The sequence below is a fragment of the Pseudomonas sp. S1_G07 genome (assembly GCF_054668565.1).
Window position 1 is genome coordinate 1042566 of record NZ_CP162778.1, and the last position, 20664, is coordinate 1063229.

Consider the following 20664-nt stretch of genomic DNA (forward strand, 5'->3'; position numbering starts at 1 on the left):
CCACTAGGGGGCGTTTTGAGTGGTTATCCACAGAGTAAATTACGCCTCGGCTTTTTTGGTAGCCGCTTCGATTTTACGTGTGATGTACCACTGTTGAGAGATCGACAATACGTTGTTGACCACCCAGTACAGCACCAGACCGGCTGGGAACCACAGGAAGAAGAAGGTGAAAATGATTGGCATCATTTTCATTACCTTGGCCTGCATCGGATCCGGCGGAGTCGGGTTCAGGCGCTGCTGGATAAACATGGTCGCGCCCATGATGATCGGCAGGATAAAGAACGGGTCTTTGATCGACAGGTCAGTTATCCACAGCATGAACGGCGCCTGGCGCATTTCCACGCTTTCCAGGAGTACCCAGTACAGCGACAGGAACACTGGCATCTGCACCAGAATCGGTAAGCATCCACCCAGCGGGTTGATCTTCTCTTTCTTGTACAGCTCCATCATGGCTTGCGACATTTTCTGCCGGTCATCGCCATGTTGCTCTTTCAACGCAGCCAATTTCGGCGCCACGGCACGCATGCGGGCCATCGACTTGTAGCTGGCGGCCGACAGCGGGAAGAAGATCCCCTTGATCAGCATGGTCAGGAAGATAATCGAGAAGCCCCAGTTACCCACAATGCTGTGGATATGTTGCAGCAGCCAGAATATCGGCTGAGCAATGAACCAGAGGATGCCGTAGTCCACAGTCAGTTCAAGACCTGGGGACAACTCTTTCAGAACTGCCTGGCTTTTCGGACCGGCATACAGGGTAGCGCTGGTTTCAGCCTTGGCGCCTGGCGCAACGGTCAACGTCGGGCCAGTGAAGCCGATGATGTAGTTGCCTTGGCTGTCTTTGCGGGTTTGAACCAGGTTGGCTTCGCCCTTGTTCGGGATCCATGCGGTCACGAAATAGTGCTGCAACCAGGCAACCCAGCCACCTTGGACGGTTTCTTTCAGCGCGCCCTTGTCGATATCTTTCATCGACACTTTTTTGTACGGCTCGTTACTTGTCCACAGGGCGGCGCCCAGGTAAGTCGCTGTGCCGGTGGCGGTGCTGGAAGAAGGATCGGAACTGCCGTCACGCTTGAGTTGGGCAAACAGGTTGCCGCTCCAAGGTTTTTCGCTGGTGTTGTCGATCAGGTAAGTGACCTTCAAGTCGTACAAACCGCGCGTGAAGCTGAAACGCTTGATGTAGTTGACGCCGTCGAGGCTGAATTTCAGGTCGACGTTCAACTGGTTCTGGCCATCAGCCAGTTGATAAGATTTTTGTTCGGTCGAATAAACCGGACGACCGGTAGCACGTGCATCAGGACCGTTGGTGCCCGTCAGGCCACTTTGCGCCAGATAAGTACGTTCACCGCCGTTATCGAACAGCTGGAACGGAACATCCGGATGGTCTTGGCGACGTGGGTACAACGGCAGCTTCAGCTGCGCGATATCACCGCCTTGCGGGTCGATAGCCAGGTCGAGCACATCCGTTTTTACATGGATGAGGTCTTTGTTGGTGATCACTGGCGTTTCTAGAGGGGCGCTTGTCTCGCCATTCGCGCTGGGAACATCGGCACTCGCGGACGCATTGTTACCCAGCGGGGTGTCCGGAATAGCCGGCGCAGCCTGGTTGGTAGCAACATTCTGAGTCGGCAGGGCAGCTTGGCCGTAGTCCTGGTTCCACTTAAGAACCATGACGTAGGACACGATTGCCAGGGCGACGATCAGGATCGTGCGTTTAATATCCATGATTACTCGGCCATCGAAGAAGAACGGGAGGTAGGGATAGGTGGAACCGGGTCATAACCACCGGGATTCCACGGATGACAGCGACCTAAACGACGAAAGGTCAGCCAGCCACCGCGCAGAAGACCATGATTTTCTATGGCTTCTAACGCGTAGCAGGAACAGCTGGGGTAGAAACGACAGTGGCTGGCCATCAGAGGACTAATGGCATAGCGATAAAACTGGATCGGAACGATTGCCAGCTTACGCATCAAGGCTGTCTACCCCTACAGTTTCGGTGTTGACTGCTGGTGCTGGTTTGTTGGTACGCGCCAGACGTTTCCAGAGCTTGCCGAAATGCTGAATCAATTCGGGGTTTTCTACATCCCCCAGGCCTTTGCGCGCGACGATAACAATATCCCAACCAACCAGAGTGTCCTGGTGGAGGCGAAACGATTCGCGCATCAGACGCTTGAGGCGATTGCGCTCAACGGAGAGCTTTACGCTCTTCTTGCCGATCACCAACCCGAGACGAGGGTGATCAAGATCGTTGTTACGCGCAAGGAGCAGGAGATTTTTCCCCGGAACCTTGCCGGTGGGGGAGTCAAAGACTGCCTTGAAGTGCCGGGGGGTTAGCAGACGCTTTTCCCGACTGAAGTCCTGACTCACCACCAGTACCGGATTATCAAACTGCCAGACGCGCACGACCTTTGGCGCGACGACGCGACAGGACAGCACGGCCGTTCTTGGTAGCCATGCGAGCACGGAAGCCGTGGGTACGGGCGCGTTTGATGGTGCTTGGTTGGAAAGTACGTTTCATGGCGTTGTTACCTGGTTCGTCCACAACGGGCCGGAATGGCCCCCGTTTTAAGAGACCGGCGATTCTAGAGAAAGCAAGCCTCTAGGTCAATTTCCAACCAGCTTTTCCTTCAATTAGATGTTCACAGGCCCAGAGCAGCTTTTCTACGCGCTGGTCTTCCACGAGCAATGCCATAGATATAAAAATAAAGAAGGAAGTTATTTAAAGCTTTTCTGTAAAGCTTATAAAAGCTAGGCAGGCGATCCTCTGTGGATAACTGCCTTTAGCCCTTATTCCACCTGATGTACAGAGAATGACAACACGGGGGAGAAGCGGTGCTCTGCCTGTGCTGCGCTATCGGATAAGCTGTGTGTGAAAGGGCATGTTATCCACAGGCCGGTTACCCACAGACTTTCTCCCCCACTTGTACAACGAGCTCAGGCGCGCTTATCCACAGAGCTTATGCACAGACCGCCGGTCGGCTTTATTGCCGTTAAGACGTTGATTTTGGGTGATCTGTGAGCAACCTACATGTGGATAAGTGGGCGGCTGGCCGCTACAATGGCGGCTGTTTTTGCCTCACCGGCTTTCAACTTAGGGGATATCCGTGTCAGTGGAACTTTGGCAGCAGTGCGTGGAGCTTTTGCGCGATGAGCTGCCTGCCCAGCAATTCAACACCTGGATCCGTCCGCTACAGGTCGAAGCCGAAGGCGACGAGTTGCGTGTCTACGCGCCCAACCGCTTTGTTCTCGACTGGGTCAACGAGAAGTACCTGAGCCGCGTTCTCGAATTGCTCGATGAGCATGGCAACGGCCTCGCGCCCGTCCTTTCCTTATTGATAGGCAGTAAACGCAGCTCGGCACCTCGCGCGGCACCGAACGCACCGCTGGCGGCGGCTGCGTCACAGGCCCAGGCGCCAGCCGCTGCGGTCAACAACATACCTGCGCCTGCACCGACACCGTCGAAAGCGTCTGCCCAGAAAAACGCCCCCGCCAATGAAGAGCCGTCCCGCGACAGCTTCGATCCGATGGCGGGCGCCAGCTCCCAGCAAGCGCCGGTCCGTGCCGAACAACGCACCGTGCAGGTTGAAGGTGCGCTCAAGCACACCAGCTATCTGAACCGCACGTTTACGTTTGAGAATTTCGTTGAAGGTAAATCCAACCAGCTGGCTCGCGCTGCCGCTTGGCAGGTGGCCGATAACCCCAAGCATGGCTACAACCCGCTCTTCCTTTATGGAGGCGTTGGCTTGGGTAAGACCCACTTGATGCATGCCGTGGGTAACCACCTGTTAAAGAAGAACCCGAACGCCAAGGTCGTGTACCTGCACTCGGAGCGCTTCGTCGCTGACATGGTCAAGGCCCTGCAGCTCAACGCAATCAACGAATTCAAGCGCTTTTACCGTTCCGTTGATGCGTTGCTGATCGATGACATTCAATTCTTTGCGCGCAAGGAACGTTCCCAGGAAGAGTTTTTCCATACCTTCAACGCTCTCCTCGAAGGCGGCCAGCAGGTCATCTTGACCAGCGACCGATACCCGAAGGAAATCGAAGGCCTGGAAGAACGCTTGAAATCTCGCTTCGGATGGGGCCTAACCGTTGCGGTAGAACCGCCGGAGCTGGAAACCCGCGTTGCGATCCTGATGAAAAAGGCCGACCAGGCCAAGGTCGACCTGCCGCATGATGCTGCGTTTTTCATCGCCCAACGTATTCGCTCCAACGTGCGTGAACTGGAAGGCGCTCTCAAGCGCGTCATCGCACATTCCCACTTCATGGGCCGCGACATCACCATCGAGCTGATTCGTGAATCCCTGAAAGACTTGCTGGCACTCCAGGACAAACTGGTGAGTGTGGATAACATCCAGCGCACCGTTGCCGAGTACTACAAAATCAAGATTTCCGACTTGCTGTCCAAGCGCCGTTCGCGTTCGGTGGCTCGTCCGCGTCAGGTGGCCATGGCCCTCTCCAAGGAGTTGACCAACCACAGCCTGCCGGAAATCGGTGATGTGTTCGGCGGCCGCGACCACACCACGGTCTTGCACGCGTGCCGCAAGATCAATGAACTTAAGGAATCCGACGCGGATATTCGCGAGGACTACAAGAACCTGCTGCGTACACTGACTACGTGATGACACCAGCGCAGCTTATTAAGGCAAGGGACTAGACCATGCATTTCACCATTCAACGCGAAGCCCTGTTGAAACCCCTGCAACTGGTCGCAGGCGTCGTCGAGCGCCGACAGACCTTGCCGGTACTCTCCAACGTCTTGCTGGTTGTCGAAGGCCAGCAATTATCCCTGACCGGTACCGACCTTGAAGTGGAACTGGTTGGCCGCGTCCAGCTGGAAGAACCCGCCGAACCTGGCGAGATCACTGTGCCCGCACGCAAGCTGATGGATATCTGCAAAAGTCTGCCGAACGATGCGCTGATCGACATCCGGGTTGATGAGCAGAAATTGGTGGTCAAGGCCGGTCGCAGCCGCTTCACCTTGTCGACGTTGCCAGCCAATGACTTCCCAACGGTGGAAGAAGGCCCAGGCTCGCTGACCTGCAGCCTGGAGCAAAGCAAGTTGCGCCGCCTGATCGAGCGCACCAGCTTTGCCATGGCGCAGCAGGATGTGCGCTACTACCTCAACGGTATGCTGCTGGAAGTGTCTGAAGGTGTTATCCGCGCTGTTGCTACCGACGGCCACCGCCTGGCGATGTGCTCCATGCGTGCCGATATCGGTCAACCGGATCGTCATCAGGTGATCGTGCCGCGTAAAGGTATCCTTGAACTGGCCCGCCTGCTCACCGAGCCGGATGGCAATGTCAGCATCGTGCTGGGTCAGCATCACATTCGCGCCACCACCGGCGAGTTCACTTTTACGTCCAAGCTGGTCGACGGCAAGTTCCCGGATTACGAGCGCGTACTGCCTAAAGGCGGTGACAAGCTGGTGATCGGTGATCGCCAGGCCCTACGTGAAGCGTTCAGCCGTACGGCGATTCTGTCTAACGAGAAGTATCGGGGTATTCGGCTGCAGCTGGCCAATGGTCAATTGAAAATCCAGGCCAATAACCCTGAGCAGGAAGAAGCCGAAGAAGAAGTGGGCGTCGACTATAACGGTGGTTCGTTGGAAATCGGTTTCAACGTGAGCTACTTGCTCGACGTATTGGGTGTGATGACCACCGAACAGGTTCGCCTGATTCTGTCCGACTCCAACAGCAGCGCCCTGGTACAGGAATCCGATAACGACGACTCGGCTTACGTTGTCATGCCGATGCGCCTGTAATCATGCTCAGCAGAAGCTAGATGTCCCTCAGTCGCGTCTCGGTCACCGCGGTGCGCAATCTGCACCCGGTGACCTTCTCTCCCTCTCCCCGCATCAATATCCTCCACGGCGCCAACGGCAGTGGCAAAACCAGCGTGCTGGAAGCCATTCATTTGTTGGGGCTCGCGCGTTCCTTTCGCAGCGCCCGCCTGTTGCCGGTGATCCAGTACGAGCAACTGGCGTGCACGGTATTTGGCCAGGTTGAACTTGCAGAAGGTGGGCACAGCAGCCTGGGGATATCCCGTGATCGTGGTGGAGAATTCCAGATTCGCATTGATGGGCAAAATGCGCGCAGCGCAGCCCAGTTGGCGGAAATCCTGCCCCTGCAATTAATCAACCCAGATAGCTTCCGCCTGTTGGAAGGGGCACCGAAAATCCGCAGGCAGTTCCTTGACTGGGGAGTGTTCCACGTGGAACCACGATTCATGGCCACTTGGCAGCGCCTGCAGAAGGCCCTGCGGCAGCGGAACTCGTGGCTGCGGCATGGTACACTTGACGCCGCTTCGCAAGCGGCCTGGGACCGGGAACTGTGCCTGGCCAGCGATGAAATAGATGAATACCGCCGCGCCTATATCAAAGCCTTGAAACCAGTCTTTGAGCAGACCTTGAGTGAGTTACTGGATCTCGAGGGGCTGACGCTGAGTTACTACCGCGGTTGGGACAAAGAGCGTGAACTGAGTGCAGTGCTCGCCACCTCCTTGCATCGGGATCAGCAAATCGGTCATACCCAGGCCGGCCCTCAGCGAGCTGATTTGCGCCTTAGATTAGGTGCTCATAATGCCGCGGATATCTTGTCCCGTGGCCAGCAAAAGTTGGTGGTGTGCGCGTTGCGCATCGCCCAGGGCCATCTGGTTAGCCAAGCTCGACGTGGTCAGTGTATTTATCTGGTGGATGACTTGCCGTCCGAACTCGACGAGCAACACCGCCGTGCGTTATGCCGCTTGTTGGAAGACTTACGCTGCCAGGTGTTTATCACCTGTGTAGACCACGAATTATTGAGGGAAGGCTGGCAGACGGAAACGCCAGTCGCTTTGTTCCACGTGGAACAAGGCCGTATCACCCAGACCCACGACCATCGGGAGTGAAGGCATGAGCGAAGAAAACACGTACGACTCGACCAGCATCAAAGTGCTGAAAGGTTTGGATGCCGTACGCAAACGTCCCGGTATGTACATTGGCGACACTGATGACGGTAGCGGTCTGCACCACATGGTGTTCGAGGTGGTCGACAACTCCATCGACGAAGCCCTGGCCGGTCACTGCGACGACATCAGCATCATCATCCACCCGGACGAATCCATTACCGTGCGCGACAACGGTCGTGGCATCCCGGTAGACGTGCATAAAGAAGAAGGCGTATCGGCGGCAGAGGTCATCATGACCGTGCTCCACGCTGGCGGTAAGTTCGACGACAACTCCTATAAAGTCTCCGGCGGTTTGCACGGTGTAGGTGTGTCGGTAGTGAACGCGCTGTCTGAAGAGCTGATCCTGACCGTCCGCCGTAGCGGCAAGATCTGGGAACAGACTTACGTGCACGGTGTTCCACAGGAACCGATGAAAATCGTCGGCGACAGCGAGACCACCGGTACCCAGATCCACTTCAAGCCTTCGGCTGAGACTTTCAAGAATATCCACTTCAGCTGGGACATCCTGGCCAAGCGTATTCGTGAGCTGTCCTTCCTCAACTCCGGTGTGGGCATCGTCCTTAAGGACGAACGCAGCGGCAAGGAAGAGCTGTTCAAGTATGAAGGCGGCTTGCGTGCCTTCGTTGAATACCTGAACACCAACAAGACTGCGGTCAACCAGGTGTTCCACTTCAACATCCAGCGTGAAGACGGCATCGGCGTGGAAATCGCCCTGCAGTGGAACGACAGCTTTAACGAGAACCTGTTGTGCTTCACCAACAACATTCCACAGCGAGACGGCGGTACTCACCTGGTGGGTTTCCGTTCAGCACTGACGCGTAACCTGAACAATTACATCGAAGCCGAAGGCCTGGCCAAGAAGCATAAAGTCGCCACGACCGGTGACGATGCCCGTGAAGGTCTCACCGCGATTATTTCGGTGAAAGTACCAGACCCCAAGTTCAGCTCCCAGACCAAAGACAAGCTGGTGTCTTCCGAAGTGAAGACCGCAGTGGAACAGGAAATGGGCAAGTACTTCTCCGACTTCCTGTTGGAAAACCCGAACGAAGCCAAGCTGGTTGTCGGCAAGATGATCGACGCCGCGCGTGCCCGTGAAGCGGCGCGTAAGGCCCGTGAGATGACCCGTCGTAAAGGCGCGCTGGATATCGCCGGCCTGCCGGGCAAACTGGCTGACTGCCAGGAGAAGGACCCTGCCCTCTCCGAACTGTATCTGGTGGAAGGTGACTCTGCTGGCGGTTCCGCCAAGCAGGGTCGCAACCGCCGTACCCAGGCCATCCTGCCGTTGAAGGGCAAGATCCTCAACGTCGAGAAGGCGCGCTTCGACAAGATGATTTCCTCCCAGGAAGTCGGCACCTTGATCACGGCGTTGGGCTGCGGTATTGGCCGTGACGAATACAACATCGACAAGCTGCGCTACCACAACATCATCATCATGACCGATGCTGACGTCGACGGTTCGCACATCCGTACCCTGCTGCTGACGTTCTTCTTCCGTCAGTTGCCGGAGCTGATCGAGCGTGGCTACATCTACATCGCTCAGCCGCCGTTGTACAAAGTCAAAAAGGGCAAGCAAGAGCAATACATCAAAGACGACGACGCCATGGAAGAGTACATGACGCAGTCGGCCCTCGAAGATGCCAGTTTGCACTTGAACGACGAAGCGCCGGGCATCGCCGGTGAGGCGCTGGAGCGCCTGGTTAACGACTTCCGTATGGTCATGAAGACCCTTAAGCGTCTGTCGCGCCTCTACCCCCAGGAGCTGACTGAGCACTTCATCTACCTGCCGGCCGTGAGCCTGGAGCAGCTGGGCGATCATGCACATATGCAGGATTGGCTGGCCCAGTACGAAGTGCGTCTGCGCACTGTCGAGAAATCTGGCCTGGTCTACAAGGCCAGCCTGCGTGAAGACCGTGAACGTAATGTCTGGCTGCCGGAGGTCGAATTGATCTCCCACGGCCTGTCGAACTACGTCACCTTCAACCGTGACTTCTTCGGCAGCAACGACTACAAGACCGTAGTGACCTTGGGCGCACAGCTGAACACCCTGCTGGACGATGGTGCTTATATTCAACGTGGTGAACGCAAGAAGCAGGTCAAGGAATTCAAGGAAGCCCTTGACTGGCTGATGGCCGAAAGCACCAAGCGCCACACCATTCAGCGATACAAAGGTCTGGGCGAAATGAACCCGGATCAACTGTGGGAAACCACGATGGATCCTGCCCAGCGTCGCATGCTGCGCGTGACCATCGAGGATGCCATTGGCGCGGACCAGATCTTCAATACCCTGATGGGTGATGCGGTTGAACCTCGTCGTGACTTCATCGAAAGCAATGCCTTGGCGGTTTCCAACCTGGACTTCTGATCCAGAGATAACTCGCTGTCTAGTCCTGAAATAGGTTTACACCTGTTTCAATCTCAAAACGCCCTATGCACCGCATCGGGCGTTTTGTATTTCAGGGATAGGTGTAGCGGTTCCCCGTTGTAGATCAGCACCGACTCATCCACCGTTTTCACTGCTTCCGCCAGATTTTTAGGGCGATACAGCAGGAACTCGGTCTTCAAAATGCCGTTTATCCTCTCCGCCAGAGCATTCTGGTAGCAGTCATAACCGTCGGTCATTGAGCATCTGACGCCGTGACTCGCGTGCAAGCGTTGATAAAGTTCAGAGCAGTATTGGGCTCCGCGGATGCCCTTCTAAATGCTTGCGTAGCCAGACCAGTACCGTGGACCGGCCCTGAATGCCGTAGCGCCGTGAGCCTCCTTATAACTCAACTCGCCCTTTTCGACCTGGTCTACGACCGATAATTTAAAGGCTAGCGTGTAGTCACGCTGGCTCCGCCTTTTGCCCGAATCCATTGACTCTTCCTGAAGATAGGTCAGAAGGCGTAAACCTTATTCAGGACGGGACAGACCACTACAAAAAGCACTGCAGGATGCGGAAAGGAAAAAGCTACAGCGGCTTGAAGACGACGCCAATAATTGGCGGCGGGCAAATTTACTACGGCAATATCTCCTTGAATTAGAGAAAAAAACCTATGGTTCGGGAGTGCCGACCCAGGAGCAGCTCGCTTATGCACAGTGGGCCAGGGTCAAAGTAGATTGGCTGGATCCCCTTACCCATAGGGCGGATGAGTTGCTGGACTTAGTATCGAAGTACCTAATCAATATGGTTGGTAGAAGTAGTTCACCAGATGGAGCCCCTGACATTTCAGGATAGAGAATCCTTCCGGCCATTTCATTTGCCGACTGCGTCACCACCGTCAGTGGATGTCGCAGCACTGCAGAACCTAAACGCTCGTTTTGATGTAAATAGCGATTCCCTTAGGCGGCTCAGTAGTGGCATTCTGATACTTGGCTTTTGATCTAGCCCTTGGACCACATGCGAGCGTTCATCAGCTTGCTAGCTTTGTGGTGAGTGCGTTTTTTGTCGTGGTGACTTTATGGCGACTGTGAAGTGGCTAGGAGGCCAATGGAAAACAGGGTCAGATTAACCACATAGCGAGCTTAGCGATGTCACCGATGAGGCTGTCAAAGCGACAGGAACCGTTTTGCATATCAGTTCTGTTGCGATGTATTCCTTGGCACCCCTAGCCTCGCAGCCCTTGGAGCAAAAGCTGGTCTGGAGGCCCAAGCTCTCAATCTGACCTGTACCTAATTGATCCCGTAAGTTGAATTCAAAGTAAGGACACGATGAGCGCCTATGACAGTACGCAGAAAAATTCTGATTGATGGCGACATATTGTTCGCAGATCCAAAGGTCATCTCTAGGATTCGTCAAAAAAACGGAATTCCGATCATCACAGGCTTCACCCTCCAGGCGCTCTTAGATCGTCAGAGTAGCGACGATGAGGGAGGCAGGAACGCTCGATACTTTCTCGGGGAAGTCGGATCAGGGGAGAGAACCACCGTAACTATGCTACCCGGCGGCGAGCAATTAGTTTCCGGTGATAAGCTCGATCAAGGTCACTTTGAGGGCGGCCCGGTATACGTGGTCATCCGTGAAAATGCACACCTCAGCTCAATCACTGCAAGGTTGATTGATGTCGCCACTGACTACGGGATGGTCTTGATAACAAGCAGTAATCAAACCAAGCGGTATGCAGAGTCCAGAGGTATTACGACATATCTATGGACGGGCCCAACAGAGTCAAAATCTCCAAAAGTCCAAGAAAAAGCACCGGATGCCAATGCCTCTCAAAAAGGGGGGTCAAACCTTTCCTGCTTTGTGCTTCTCCAACTAATACTGCTGACACCTCCATTGCAGTGCGTTCGCGCCCAGCCACAGGATCTGTCGTCACGACGAGTTCCGGCAGGACGCTGAGACTTGGTAAGCAGATTAGCTCGGGTGGTGAAGGGGTCATTTACGAAACTGGCGTGCCGGCTGAGGTTTGCAAAATCTATCACGCCAACAAGCTCACTGAGCTGAAACGGCGTAAAATTGAGCTGATGGCGAGCCGTAAGATCATGCAACGTGGTATCTGCTGGCCCAGCGATCTTGTGCTCAATGAGCACAAGGAGTTCGTTGGCTACACCATGCCACGAGCGGACGGTAAAACGATGCAGACGTCGATGTTCGTCAAACCAGTCCTAGAGAAAAATTTTCCACATTGGACACGACGTGATCTTGCAAAAGTCTGCATGTCTTTTCTTGAGCATGTGCGTTTTCTTCACAGCCTGAATATTATCGTCGGTGATATCAATCCACTGAACTTCTTGGTTACAAAAAATAGCTCCGAGCTTTGGCTGGTTGATACCGATAGCTTCCAAATTGAAGCATTCCCATGTCCCGTCGGGACCGTGAACTTTACCGCACCGGAGATTCAAGGAACGAGTTATAGCACCTACCTGAGAACGAAGGAGCATGAGTTATTCGCAGTCGCTACCATGCTGTTTATGATTCTGCACCCAGGCAAGCCACCCTATTCTCAGCAAGGTGGCGGTACCCCCTCCGACAACATCAAAGCGATGGATTTCCCGTATCGGTTCACTAAGGATGATCAGCAATTTACTGGAAAGAATGCTCCGCAGGGCCCTTGGCAGCTAATCTGGAATCACCTGCCTTTCGGTCTTCGTGAGGCATTCCATAAAACGTTTCGGCTGAATGAAAGGGTTTCCGTCAGCGAATGGATTACGCTGATGAAAAAATACCTCTATTCGCTAGAAAAGGGGCACGTGTCGGACGACTTGTTTCCGTCGACGTTTTATAAGATCCGTGATCCTATCGAAGTAGTGTGCGATAAATGTCAAAGTAAGCACATCAATTCTAAGAGTTGGGTGGAGAAGCTCAAACAGCAGGGCCGGATGGCCTGGTGTCCGGAATGTACGCAAAAAAGTAAGCTGACACGTTTAGCCAACCAAAGTCGAAGGGAAGTAGATCAGTTAGGCTATAAAGCTTCTGCCACCACCCACGCCCGTCCGAATCGTCCCAGCACTCCCCCGAGACCACAGACTGCATCTGCTCGTCCGGCAGCTCCAAAACCAACTCCGAAACCCTCTTACTCACGACCTGCTGACCAGCCGAATGTTGGAATGAGTATTTTGGGCTTCATTCTTAATAACTTTTTCAAGTAACACTCAGCGTAAATAATTCGCTAACTAGGAGAAGAAGTACATGAAGGAAGAATTTCTGATTCGGCAAGAAGAGCTTGTTGAGAACCCCACTGCTCGAGTCCCGATCTGTCTTGTACTCGACGTGAGTGGCTCCATGGGGGGCGAGCCTATACAGGAGCTCCAATCAGGTGTTCAGATGTTCTTCGACGCCATTCGAGAGGATGATGTTGCTCAATATGCAGCGGAGATCTGCGTTGTAACGTTCGGAAGCACCGCGCAGCGCGCTGTCGATTTCATGTCAATTGAGCGTCAGGATGTTCCAGCGCTAGTTGCAGACGGTACTACTGCAATGGGGCAAGGCGTTAATATGGCGCTTGACTTGCTGGACGCTCGAAAGGAGGAGTACAGACGAGCTGGCGTGGACTATTACCAACCTTGGATGGTCATCATGACTGATGGTGAACCTACAGATGATATTTCTGTTGCCAGTTCGAGGATCAAAAGTCTGGCAGGATCGAAAAAACTGACAGTCTTTCCTATTGCTATTGGCGCGGGTGCAAACCTTGAGACATTGTCTGCTCTCTCTCCTGGTCGCCCTCCGCTGCGGTTGAAAGGGCTGAACTTTAAGGAGTTTTTCCTGTGGCTCAGCAGAAGCGTGTCGCGCGTATCGCAATCCACACCTGGTGAGGCAGTACAGCTTGACGTTGCTGGTATCGAAGCCTGGGGGCAGGTCTGAATATGGCCGAAACTTTTGAGGGGTATCGTTACAAAACTTCTCATGGGCGTATCGCTGGTAGGTCGCATGCCAAAGATAATACGCCGTGCCAGGACTACGCTGCAGTACGAAATCACCCAGAGTTTGGATGTATAGCGCTGGCAGATGGCGCGGGTTCCAGATCCAAATCAGAATACGGCGCCCAAACGGTCGTTAAAACAGTCAATCGTCTTCTCGCTCAGAAATTTGATGACCTATGGGCGAAGACCGAGACTGACCCAGCAGTGGCCGTCCAAGATGTGCTTTCCCACTGCTTGATCGCATTGCAACGTGAAGCGAAAAAACAGCAATGCACGTTGAACGACCTTGCGAGTACCCTGCTGTTTGTCGCGCATTCCAAGGGGCGCTTTTTGGCTGGCCATCTAGGAGATGGATTCATTGCGCAGTTGAAAGATGACGGCTCTATTGTTGCCCTGGCGCACCCAGATAATGGCGAGTATGCAAATACTACTGTCTTTGTCACTGACCTCTCTGCAAGCAGTCGTATGCGATTGTACAAAGGGGAAAGTGGCCACCTTTCAGCATTCGCAATTATGAGTGATGGTACTGCAGAAAGTCTTTATCTCCGATCAACTAAGTCTCCGGCGCAAGACGGATTGAAGAGACTATTCGATTGGAACAGTTCCCTTACTTCAGGCCGGATGAAAAAGGTTATACGCCTCAACTTGGAACAGAATTTTGCCCGTAAAACTTCAGACGATTGCTCGATTGCCATACTGGGATTCGCACCAGTGATAGGAAGGTGAAGAGTACGACAAATCAACGCATCTCCCCTGTTGATCCACGTGGAGCCTGTCAGGACTTTCAATCTTGACAGGCGCCATTGATGCGACTCATGACGGTTGCGAGATATTCGTACGTCATCAAACTCGGTTAGATCGCGCAAAACAAAACATCCTGCTTCGCTAAACGATCCCGGCAGGCAAATGGCCAGTTTTTAGTCGTGTCAAGGCCAATTAACTTTGCCCACCTACATCCAGAGATAACTCGCTAAAACAAAAGGCCAACGCTTATTAGCGTTGGCCTTTTTTATGGTTCTTCACGGAATCCCGGGAAACACAGAAACAAGAACGCCGATTTGATGGATGATGTTCGTGCGAGCAAACACATCTAAAAAACCGGCGTTCTTATGCGCGATATTAATACTTTCCTTCCCTTTTGGGAGGGCTTTTCTGTCGTCGCGATCAAACCTGACGGCGATGCCCTTCAAATCGACCTGATCCCCCAGGCCACGCGATTTCCCACCTGTGGTGGCTGCCAAAAGCTCTGTCCAACAACTCATGAATACTGCGATCGAGTCGTGCGTGACTTGCCGATTCTCGGTCGCGCAGTCCGCCTCAACGTGCAACTCAGGCGTGTTGGCTGCCGTGATTGTGGCAAGCGCATGGAGGTCGTCAGTTGGCTGGATCGCTATGCCCGCATGACGCGCCGGCTGGCAGAGGCCGTTATTCAAGCCTGCGAACGCCTTCCTACACTGCATGTTGCGCAAATGTTCGGGCTGCACTGGGACACCGTTCGGTTGCTGGAGCGGCGCGCTCTGCAAGCGGCGTTGAGTGCCTTACCCAAGGCCCAGCCACGGCGCTTGATAATGGACGAGTTCGCGTTATTCAAAGGTCATCGCTACGCCAGCGTGGTGTTGGACGCTGATACTCGGCGAGTGCTTTGGATCGGCGAAGGCCGTAGCCGAGCGGCAGTCAGACCGTTTTTCGAAGAGCTGGGGCCAGAAGGGTGCGCCCGAATTGAAGCGGTAGCGATGGACATGAACACGGCTTATGACCTGGAGGTTCGCCAACACTGCCCAAAAGCACGGGTGATTTATGACCTTTTCCATGTGGTCGCCAAATATGGCCGAGAAGTGATTGATCGTGTTCGCGTTGACGAGGCGAACCGACTGCGCCATGACAAGCCCGCTCGAAAGGTCATAAAGCAAGCGCGATGGTTGCTATTGCGTAACCCGGAGAACCTGAAAAAGCCGGAACAGCAGGTTCATTTACAGGATCTGCTGGCCGCTAACCAATCGTTAATGACGGTCTACTTGATGAAGGCCGAGCTCAAAATGCTCTGGGCGCCGAGCGATGCCTGGGACTGGAGATCAGCCTGGAAGCAGTGGCTGCGTCACGCTCAAGAAAGCGAAATACCCGCACTGATCCAGTTCGCAAAGCGATTAAAGGGCTACTTGCGGGGCATCGTGAGCCGGGTACGCTGGCCAATGCACACTGGTCAGTTGGAAGGAATAAACAATCGAATAAAGGTCATCAAACGAATGGCGTACGGTTACCGGGACAGCGAATTCTTTTTCATGAAGATCAAGAGCGTCTTTCCCGGCAATCCGTGAAGAACCTTTTTTATGGGTGCAGAACTCACGCTTTATCGAAATGCTCCACGTGGAACATCGCCATTCTCAGCCGTTGGACGCCGTCGCCACACTCTCCAACCGGTACCCATAGCCGTAGATCGTCAATAGCTGCCAACCACGATCCGCCGTGAGCCCCAGCTTATTGCGCAACCGATAGATATGCGTGTCCAACGGCCGCGACGAGACCATTTCTTCATGGCTCCAGAAGCGTTCATACAGATACTCGCGCGACAGCGGTCGGGCCAGGTTGGCGAACAGGCAACTCGCCAGGCGGTATTCACGCTCCGTGAGGTTGATAGGTTTTCCTGCACGGGTGACGGTCAACTCGGCATCGTCGAAGGTCAGGTCGTTGAAGCTTTGCACTTCGTGGGTCGCCGATTTGCGCAGGCCCTGTCGACGCAGTACGGCTATGACTCGGGCTTTCAGTTCATTGGGGCGAAAGGGTTTGCTGACGTAGTCGTCGGCACCGTTGTTCAGTGCGGTGACAATATCGCTCTCGGCATCGCGGCTGGTGAGCATGATGACGGCGGGTGGTGACTCCATGTGCTCTCGCGTCCAGCGCAGCAGAGCAATGCCGGTGATGTCGGGCAGCTGCCAGTCGAGTATCAGCAGGTCAAACGTTTCGCGCCGCAATTGACGCAGCAGGTCCTCACCGCGCTCGAAGCAATGCAGGGTCCAGGGCTGTTCGGCGGTGCCGGGGATTTGTCGCAGTGTCTGTTCTACCCGGCGCAACTCCGCGGGCTCGTCGTCCAGTATTGCGACACGCATGGAAAGGGTCCTTTCTTTTAAGGGTGCTCACGTTATTACCGCAGATGCCGGTCGTTGAATCTGAAGAAATGTGCTCAGATTCGACGACCCCTTGGATCTCTCGGTACGCTGGGCTCGATAGGCGATGCCCCATTGAATGTCATCGATACCTATGTGGGAAAGATACCGGCTCCTGCCCGTAAGGAAAAGGATCAGCCGACGCATGCGCTGTCGTAAACTCTTGTGCGCCGATATGGAATCGCCAACCACATCAAGCAGGAAAATTTTTCCACTGCGCCCAAAGTGAGCTTCACTGGGCTCGAAGCGTCTTTTTATCACGTGCGTGTGTCGGCTTACGATGAACACGGCCTGGAGGGGAAACGGGTATCTATGACATTTTCTACTACCCACCCACAGCACAGGCGCGCTGACTCATGACGCTCTGGGGCAAGCCCGAAAAACGCCAACCCACCCATGCCCAGCGCCTGTTCCGTGGTCTGGTGCGCGAGTGGCTGTGGATCGGCCTGCTGTTGTTGCCCATCACCGCTTACCTGTCGTTGAGCCCGGGCCTGGCGTTGAATAACCCGTTATATGACAGCCTTCGCCGACTGACGCCCGTGCCGGTCGACCCACGTATCCTGCTGGTCACCATCGACGACCCCAGTCTCAAGAAACTCGGCCGGTGGCCTTGGCCGCGCAGCTTGCACGCCGACCTGATCGATCGCCTCAGCGCGGGGCAACCGACGGCTATCCTGTTTGACGTGATCTTCAGCGAGTCCGGCGACCCTGCCAACGACAAACGACTGGCCGACGCTGTCTGCAATGCTGGCAATGTGTTGCTGCCGCTGGTGCGTGAAGGGTCTGCGGGCTATAGCCAGCCCGGTGTGCAAATGCAGCCGTTGCTCAAATGCGCCAAGGGCGTTGGGCATATCAATGTAGAGGCAGACAATGATGGCGTGGTCCGCAGCCTGTACCTGCGCGAAGGCCCGCTCGACGCCCCGGCACCTCAGTTGGCGTGGCTGGCCTATGTGATGAGTGGAGAGTTTTCTGCGATGCCGGGAGCGGCCAAGGAACCGGGTGCCCAGCCCTGGCTCCGGGAACATGCGATTCGTATCCCCTTCATTGCCGCCGACGCTCAGTTCCCGAGTGTGTCCTACGCCAGCGTCCTACACGGTGAGGTACCGTCGGATCGCCTGCGTAACCGTTTGATTCTGGTGGGGTCCACCTCATCCGGGGTGGCAGAACGTTTTGTCACGCCGATTTCCTCCACGGTCGGCACCAGTGCGGGTGTGGAAATCCAGGCCAACGTACTCAATGGCCTGCTGCAGGAACGCAGTGTTGTCGACTTGCCTGGCTGGCTGGCGGCACTGATGGCGACGTCCCTGGTGGCTTTGCTGCTGGGGCTGCTGCTCTACCGTCCACGCTATGCGCTGGGGATGACCCTGGGGTGCATGCTCATCGCCCTGCTCGGCTCATTGACCTTGCTGCGCCTGGGTCACTGGTGGTCGCCGGCGGCCTGCCTCATTGGCCTGCTACTGAGCTACCTGATCTGGAATTGGCGCCGCCTGAGCGTCATTCTCGCCTACTTTGGCTGGGAGTTGGCGCGCCTGGATAACGAGCCAAAAGTGCTGCCCGAACGCCGTCGCGCACCTGCCCGCCATGGTGATGTGCTCCAGGGGCGCATCTTTGCCCTGGAGCAAGCGGTAAGTCGCACCCGTGATACCCGACGGTTTATGGCCGATGGCCTGGAATGTCTGCCAGTAGCGACACTGATCACCGACCCCAAGGGTAATATCCTGCTGGCCAACCGCGTTGCCCGTGACGTGTTCGGCAACAACCTGGTCAACCAAAACCTATTGGAGCAGCTGGCCGACCTCGGTTATCCGCCGCTGCACGATGGCGTGCGCCCTGCCCTCTCAGCGCTGGAGCTGGTGGAGTTCCGTGATATCCACCAGCGTAGTCTGCGTATGGAGCTTGGCCCCTTGCTGCCGGCCGAAGGTGATGTCGCGCTGGGCTGGCTGCTGAGCCTCACCGACCTGAGCAAGGAGCGCAACGCGCAGCAGCATCGGGAAACCATGTTGCGTTTCCTCTCCCACGACCTGCGTGCACCGCACTCGGCAATCCTTGCGCTGTTGGATGTGCAGAACGCGCAGTCGCCAGTATTTGCCCAGATCGAGCAGCAAGTGCGACGGGCCTTGAACCTCACCGAATCGTTCGTGCAACTGGCGAAAGCCGAGGCCGACGGTTACCAGTTCCAATCCACGCTGTTCGCGATGCTGGTGATGGATGCCTTCGATCAAGTGGCTGTGGTTGCCCAGCTCAAGGGGATTCATCTGGTGCACGACTTGGACGAGGCCGATGAAGGCATGGTGTCAGCCGATCAATCGCTGCTCACCCGTGCGTTATTCAATATATTGGAGAACGCGATCAAGTACTCCGCCTCCGGCACCACGGTCAGGTTGAGACACAGCAGCGCACAAGGCTGGTTGGAATGCCGCATCAGCGACCAGGGCCCGGGGATAGCGGCGCAGGATCTGCCGGAGCTGTTCAGCCAATACCGGCGTTTCGATTCGGCGCAGGGCAGCGAAGGTTTGGGGTTGGGGCTGACCATGGTCAAGGCGGTCATGGAACGTCACAGTGGCCGTATTGATTGTGAAAGCACCGTGGGCAAAGGCACTACCTTTATTCTGCAATTGCCCTTGCTGGAAGATGCCTGAAACGTGCTTTTTCGCTGTGCATAAAAAATCGGTCACCAGGACCGATTTTTTATGTTGGAAAAAACTTATGCACCATTTTCGCGTTTTTATAGGTTTATAAAATATGTAAATAAATCATATGGTTATAAGCAAAAAATAGAAACTCGCTAACAAACCGTACACAGGTTATCCACAATTGCTCAGATCACAGGTGTGTCGACCAGCACCGGTTCCGGCGGCAGCGAACCCATGGCCCGTTGTTGGGCTTCATTCCAGGCCTGGGCACGGTCATTCAGCGCGGCGATGGCACGTGGTCCTTCGCCTTCTGCGTACATCGGTTCGCCAATCACCACGGTGATGGTGCCTTCACGCTTGGCCCAGCCCGTCTTCGGCCAGAACTTGCCGGCGTTATGTGCAATCGGCAACACCGGCAGGTTGGCATTGACCGCCAGGGCGGTGCCGCCACGCGAGAACTTGCCCAATGTGCCGTAGGGCACCCGCGTACCTTCCGGGAAGATCAGCACCCAAACACCATCCTTGAGCAGCTCGTCGCCCTTCTTGGCCACATGCTTGAGCGCCGCTTTGGGGTTGTCACGGTCGATGGCGATCGGACGCAACATGGCCATGGCCCAGCCGAAGAACGGCACATACAGCAGCTCGCGCTTGAGTACCTGGCTCAACGGCGAGAAATACGCCGAGAGGAAGAACGTCTCCCAGGTGCTCTGGTGGTTCGACAGAATCACGCAAGGCTGGTCCGGGACGTTTTGCGCGCCCTTGATCTCGAAACGAATGTTCAGGAACACCTTGGTCAGCCACAAGGCGCAGCGACACCAATAGACGTTGATAAAACGATAGCGCGCCTTGAACGGCAAAAAGGGCGCAATAAAAAAGCTCAGGGTGCACCAGAGAAGCGAACTGGTGCCCAGCAGCAGGTAAAAGAAAAAGGTTCTGATGGCCTGCAAGATCGACATGGCGGCATTTACCGTTGCGGGACACGGCCCGACTGTTGAAAAGCGCACTCCCGAACAATCCTTGGCCAGGAAGTCGAGGGCGGCTAGTTGTTGATAAGTTCTGCGGCAACCGCCGCCAGATCGTCAAAAATCAAAGTGCCAACCGGCAGGTTTTTCGCCTGGGTCTTTTCGCCTTTCCCGGTCTTTACCAAAACTGGCTGAGAGTCGACGGCTTTGGCCGCCTCCAGGTCACCGAGGCTGTCCCCGACGAACCATAGCCCAGCCAAGGGCACGTTGTAATGTGCTGCAATGGTTTTCAACATGCCAGGCTTGGGTTTGCGGCAATCGCAGCCTTCATCCGGCCCGTGAGGGCAGTACACCACCAGCCCCACCTCACCGCCCTGCTCGGCCACCAATGTGCGCAAACGTGCGTGCATGGCGTCCAGGGTAGCGATGTCGTAGTAACCACGTGCAATGCCGGACTGGTTGGTGGCGACGGCCACCGTCCAGCCGGCTTTGCTCAACTGCGCGATGGCTTCGATCGAGCCGGGCAGTGGCACCCATTCGGCCACCGACTTGATGTAAGCGTCGGAGTCGTAATTGATCACCCCGTCCCGATCGAGAATCAGCAGTTTCAACATG

17 protein-coding genes and 2 pseudogenes are annotated in these 20664 nt (G+C 55.2%); 10 read left to right on the forward strand and 9 right to left on the reverse strand.

The window, feature by feature from the left end; genetic code table 11:
* Positions 1 to 39: 39 nt before the first annotated feature.
* Genes yidC through rpmH form a run of 4 tightly spaced genes read right to left on the reverse strand, consistent with a single transcriptional unit; the run spans position 40 to position 2518 of the window.
* Positions 40 to 1722 carry a membrane protein insertase YidC gene (gene yidC, locus AB4O05_RS04870; RefSeq protein WP_460132587.1) on the reverse strand — a complete coding sequence of 561 codons (1683 nt, stop codon included), beginning with the start codon at positions 1720 to 1722 and terminating at the stop codon, positions 40 to 42.
* A 2-nt stretch (positions 1723 to 1724) separates the two neighbouring features.
* Complete coding sequence (gene yidD, locus AB4O05_RS04875) at positions 1725 to 1970, reverse strand: membrane protein insertion efficiency factor YidD (RefSeq protein WP_019816912.1); 246 nt, start codon at positions 1968 to 1970, stop codon at positions 1725 to 1727.
* Positions 1963 to 2367, reverse strand: coding sequence for a ribonuclease P protein component (rnpA, locus tag AB4O05_RS04880; RefSeq protein ID WP_460137667.1), 405 nt, complete (start codon positions 2365 to 2367; stop codon positions 1963 to 1965). The genes yidD and rnpA overlap by 8 nt, the downstream gene beginning before the upstream one ends.
* A 16-nt stretch (positions 2368 to 2383) precedes the next feature.
* Entirely contained in the window at positions 2384 to 2518 is a 135-nt protein-coding gene (gene rpmH / locus AB4O05_RS04885; RefSeq protein ID WP_003213577.1) for a 50S ribosomal protein L34, read from the reverse strand.
* Positions 2519 to 3104: 586 nt separating this feature from the next.
* On the opposite strand from rpmH, the gene dnaA reads away from it, so the two are divergent.
* From dnaA to gyrB, 4 genes are read left to right on the forward strand one after another with little or no spacing between them, the layout of a single operon-like run.
* The gene (gene dnaA, locus AB4O05_RS04890) at positions 3105 to 4622 is read left to right on the forward strand and encodes a chromosomal replication initiator protein DnaA (RefSeq protein ID WP_460132585.1); all 1518 of its coding nucleotides are present in this window, start codon (positions 3105 to 3107) and stop codon (positions 4620 to 4622) included.
* A gap of 38 nt (positions 4623 to 4660) precedes the next feature.
* Positions 4661 to 5764 (forward strand): DNA polymerase III subunit beta, encoded by a 1104-nt coding sequence (dnaN, locus tag AB4O05_RS04895; protein WP_460132583.1) that lies wholly within the window; start codon positions 4661 to 4663, stop codon positions 5762 to 5764.
* 20 nt (positions 5765 to 5784) lie between these two features.
* Positions 5785 to 6888, forward strand: coding sequence for a DNA replication/repair protein RecF (gene recF, locus AB4O05_RS04900; protein ID WP_122306927.1), 1104 nt, complete (start codon positions 5785 to 5787; stop codon positions 6886 to 6888).
* Between the two features lie 4 nt (positions 6889 to 6892).
* A complete protein-coding gene (gyrB, locus tag AB4O05_RS04905) occupies positions 6893 to 9310 on the forward strand; it encodes a DNA topoisomerase (ATP-hydrolyzing) subunit B (protein ID WP_460132580.1) in 2418 nt (805 codons plus the stop codon).
* Between the two features lie 53 nt (positions 9311 to 9363).
* On the opposite strand, the pseudogene AB4O05_RS04910 reads toward gyrB, so the two are convergent.
* Both AB4O05_RS04910 and AB4O05_RS04915 read right to left on the reverse strand, forming a co-directional pair.
* Positions 9364 to 9633 (reverse strand): annotated as a pseudogene (locus AB4O05_RS04910) (integrase core domain-containing protein); the annotation flags it as partial.
* A 13-nt stretch (positions 9634 to 9646) separates the two neighbouring features.
* Positions 9647 to 9804: pseudogene (locus AB4O05_RS04915) on the reverse strand (helix-turn-helix domain-containing protein); the annotation flags it as partial.
* 844 nt (positions 9805 to 10648) lie between these two features.
* On the opposite strand from AB4O05_RS04915, the gene AB4O05_RS04920 reads away from it, so the two are divergent.
* From AB4O05_RS04920 to AB4O05_RS04940, 5 genes are all read left to right on the forward strand, one after another.
* Entirely contained in the window at positions 10649 to 11269 is a 621-nt protein-coding gene (locus tag AB4O05_RS04920; protein WP_460164842.1) for a hypothetical protein, read from the forward strand.
* A 53-nt stretch (positions 11270 to 11322) separates the two neighbouring features.
* Positions 11323 to 12519: a protein kinase domain-containing protein gene (locus AB4O05_RS04925; RefSeq protein ID WP_460164843.1), complete on the forward strand. Its 1197-nt coding sequence runs from the start codon at positions 11323 to 11325 to the stop codon at positions 12517 to 12519.
* Between the two features lie 40 nt (positions 12520 to 12559).
* On the forward strand, positions 12560 to 13234 hold the full coding sequence (locus AB4O05_RS04930) for a VWA domain-containing protein (protein WP_460132576.1): 675 nt from the start codon (positions 12560 to 12562) through the stop codon (positions 13232 to 13234).
* A gap of 2 nt (positions 13235 to 13236) precedes the next feature.
* The gene (locus tag AB4O05_RS04935; protein ID WP_460132574.1) at positions 13237 to 14019 is read left to right on the forward strand and encodes a PP2C family serine/threonine-protein phosphatase; all 783 of its coding nucleotides are present in this window, start codon (positions 13237 to 13239) and stop codon (positions 14017 to 14019) included.
* 383 nt (positions 14020 to 14402) lie between these two features.
* The gene (locus AB4O05_RS04940) at positions 14403 to 15608 is read left to right on the forward strand and encodes an ISL3 family transposase (protein ID WP_460132573.1); all 1206 of its coding nucleotides are present in this window, start codon (positions 14403 to 14405) and stop codon (positions 15606 to 15608) included.
* A 66-nt stretch (positions 15609 to 15674) separates the two neighbouring features.
* Here AB4O05_RS04940 and AB4O05_RS04945 read toward each other — a convergent pair whose 3' ends face one another.
* Complete coding sequence (locus AB4O05_RS04945; RefSeq protein ID WP_460132571.1) at positions 15675 to 16397, reverse strand: response regulator transcription factor; 723 nt, start codon at positions 16395 to 16397, stop codon at positions 15675 to 15677.
* A gap of 413 nt (positions 16398 to 16810) precedes the next feature.
* Here AB4O05_RS04945 and AB4O05_RS04950 point away from each other — a divergent pair, with 413 nt between their 5' ends.
* On the forward strand, positions 16811 to 19093 hold the full coding sequence (locus AB4O05_RS04950; RefSeq protein ID WP_460132569.1) for a CHASE2 domain-containing protein: 2283 nt from the start codon (positions 16811 to 16813) through the stop codon (positions 19091 to 19093).
* A gap of 179 nt (positions 19094 to 19272) precedes the next feature.
* Here AB4O05_RS04950 and AB4O05_RS04955 read toward each other — a convergent pair whose 3' ends face one another.
* The gene (locus AB4O05_RS04955; RefSeq protein ID WP_460132567.1) at positions 19273 to 20043 is read right to left on the reverse strand and encodes a lysophospholipid acyltransferase family protein; all 771 of its coding nucleotides are present in this window, start codon (positions 20041 to 20043) and stop codon (positions 19273 to 19275) included.
* 83 nt (positions 20044 to 20126) lie between these two features.
* Positions 20127 to 20663 (reverse strand): D-glycero-beta-D-manno-heptose 1,7-bisphosphate 7-phosphatase, encoded by a 537-nt coding sequence (gene gmhB / locus AB4O05_RS04960; RefSeq protein ID WP_460132565.1) that lies wholly within the window; start codon positions 20661 to 20663, stop codon positions 20127 to 20129.
* Position 20664: the final 1 nt, after the last annotated feature.

What these genes read in the sequence shown, in the direction of transcription:
- yidC (WP_460132587.1), bottom strand. Translation starts at nt 1,722, where the DNA reads ATGGATATTAAACGCACGATCCTGATCGTCGCCCTGGCAATCGTGTCC.
- yidD (WP_019816912.1), bottom strand. Translation starts at nt 1,970, where the DNA reads ATGCGTAAGCTGGCAATCGTTCCGATCCAGTTTTATCGCTATGCCATT.
- rpmH (WP_003213577.1), bottom strand. Translation starts at nt 2,518, where the DNA reads ATGAAACGTACTTTCCAACCAAGCACCATCAAACGCGCCCGTACCCAC.
- dnaN (WP_460132583.1), top strand. Translation starts at nt 4,661, where the DNA reads ATGCATTTCACCATTCAACGCGAAGCCCTGTTGAAACCCCTGCAACTG.
- recF (WP_122306927.1), top strand. Translation starts at nt 5,785, where the DNA reads ATGTCCCTCAGTCGCGTCTCGGTCACCGCGGTGCGCAATCTGCACCCG.
- gyrB (WP_460132580.1), top strand. Translation starts at nt 6,893, where the DNA reads ATGAGCGAAGAAAACACGTACGACTCGACCAGCATCAAAGTGCTGAAA.
- AB4O05_RS04920 (WP_460164842.1), top strand. Translation starts at nt 10,649, where the DNA reads ATGACAGTACGCAGAAAAATTCTGATTGATGGCGACATATTGTTCGCA.
- AB4O05_RS04930 (WP_460132576.1), top strand. Translation starts at nt 12,560, where the DNA reads ATGAAGGAAGAATTTCTGATTCGGCAAGAAGAGCTTGTTGAGAACCCC.
- AB4O05_RS04935 (WP_460132574.1), top strand. Translation starts at nt 13,237, where the DNA reads ATGGCCGAAACTTTTGAGGGGTATCGTTACAAAACTTCTCATGGGCGT.
- AB4O05_RS04940 (WP_460132573.1), top strand. Translation starts at nt 14,403, where the DNA reads ATGCGCGATATTAATACTTTCCTTCCCTTTTGGGAGGGCTTTTCTGTC.
- AB4O05_RS04945 (WP_460132571.1), bottom strand. Translation starts at nt 16,397, where the DNA reads ATGCGTGTCGCAATACTGGACGACGAGCCCGCGGAGTTGCGCCGGGTA.
- AB4O05_RS04950 (WP_460132569.1), top strand. Translation starts at nt 16,811, where the DNA reads ATGACGCTCTGGGGCAAGCCCGAAAAACGCCAACCCACCCATGCCCAG.
- AB4O05_RS04955 (WP_460132567.1), bottom strand. Translation starts at nt 20,043, where the DNA reads ATGTCGATCTTGCAGGCCATCAGAACCTTTTTCTTTTACCTGCTGCTG.
- gmhB (WP_460132565.1), bottom strand. Translation starts at nt 20,663, where the DNA reads ATGTTGAAACTGCTGATTCTCGATCGGGACGGGGTGATCAATTACGAC.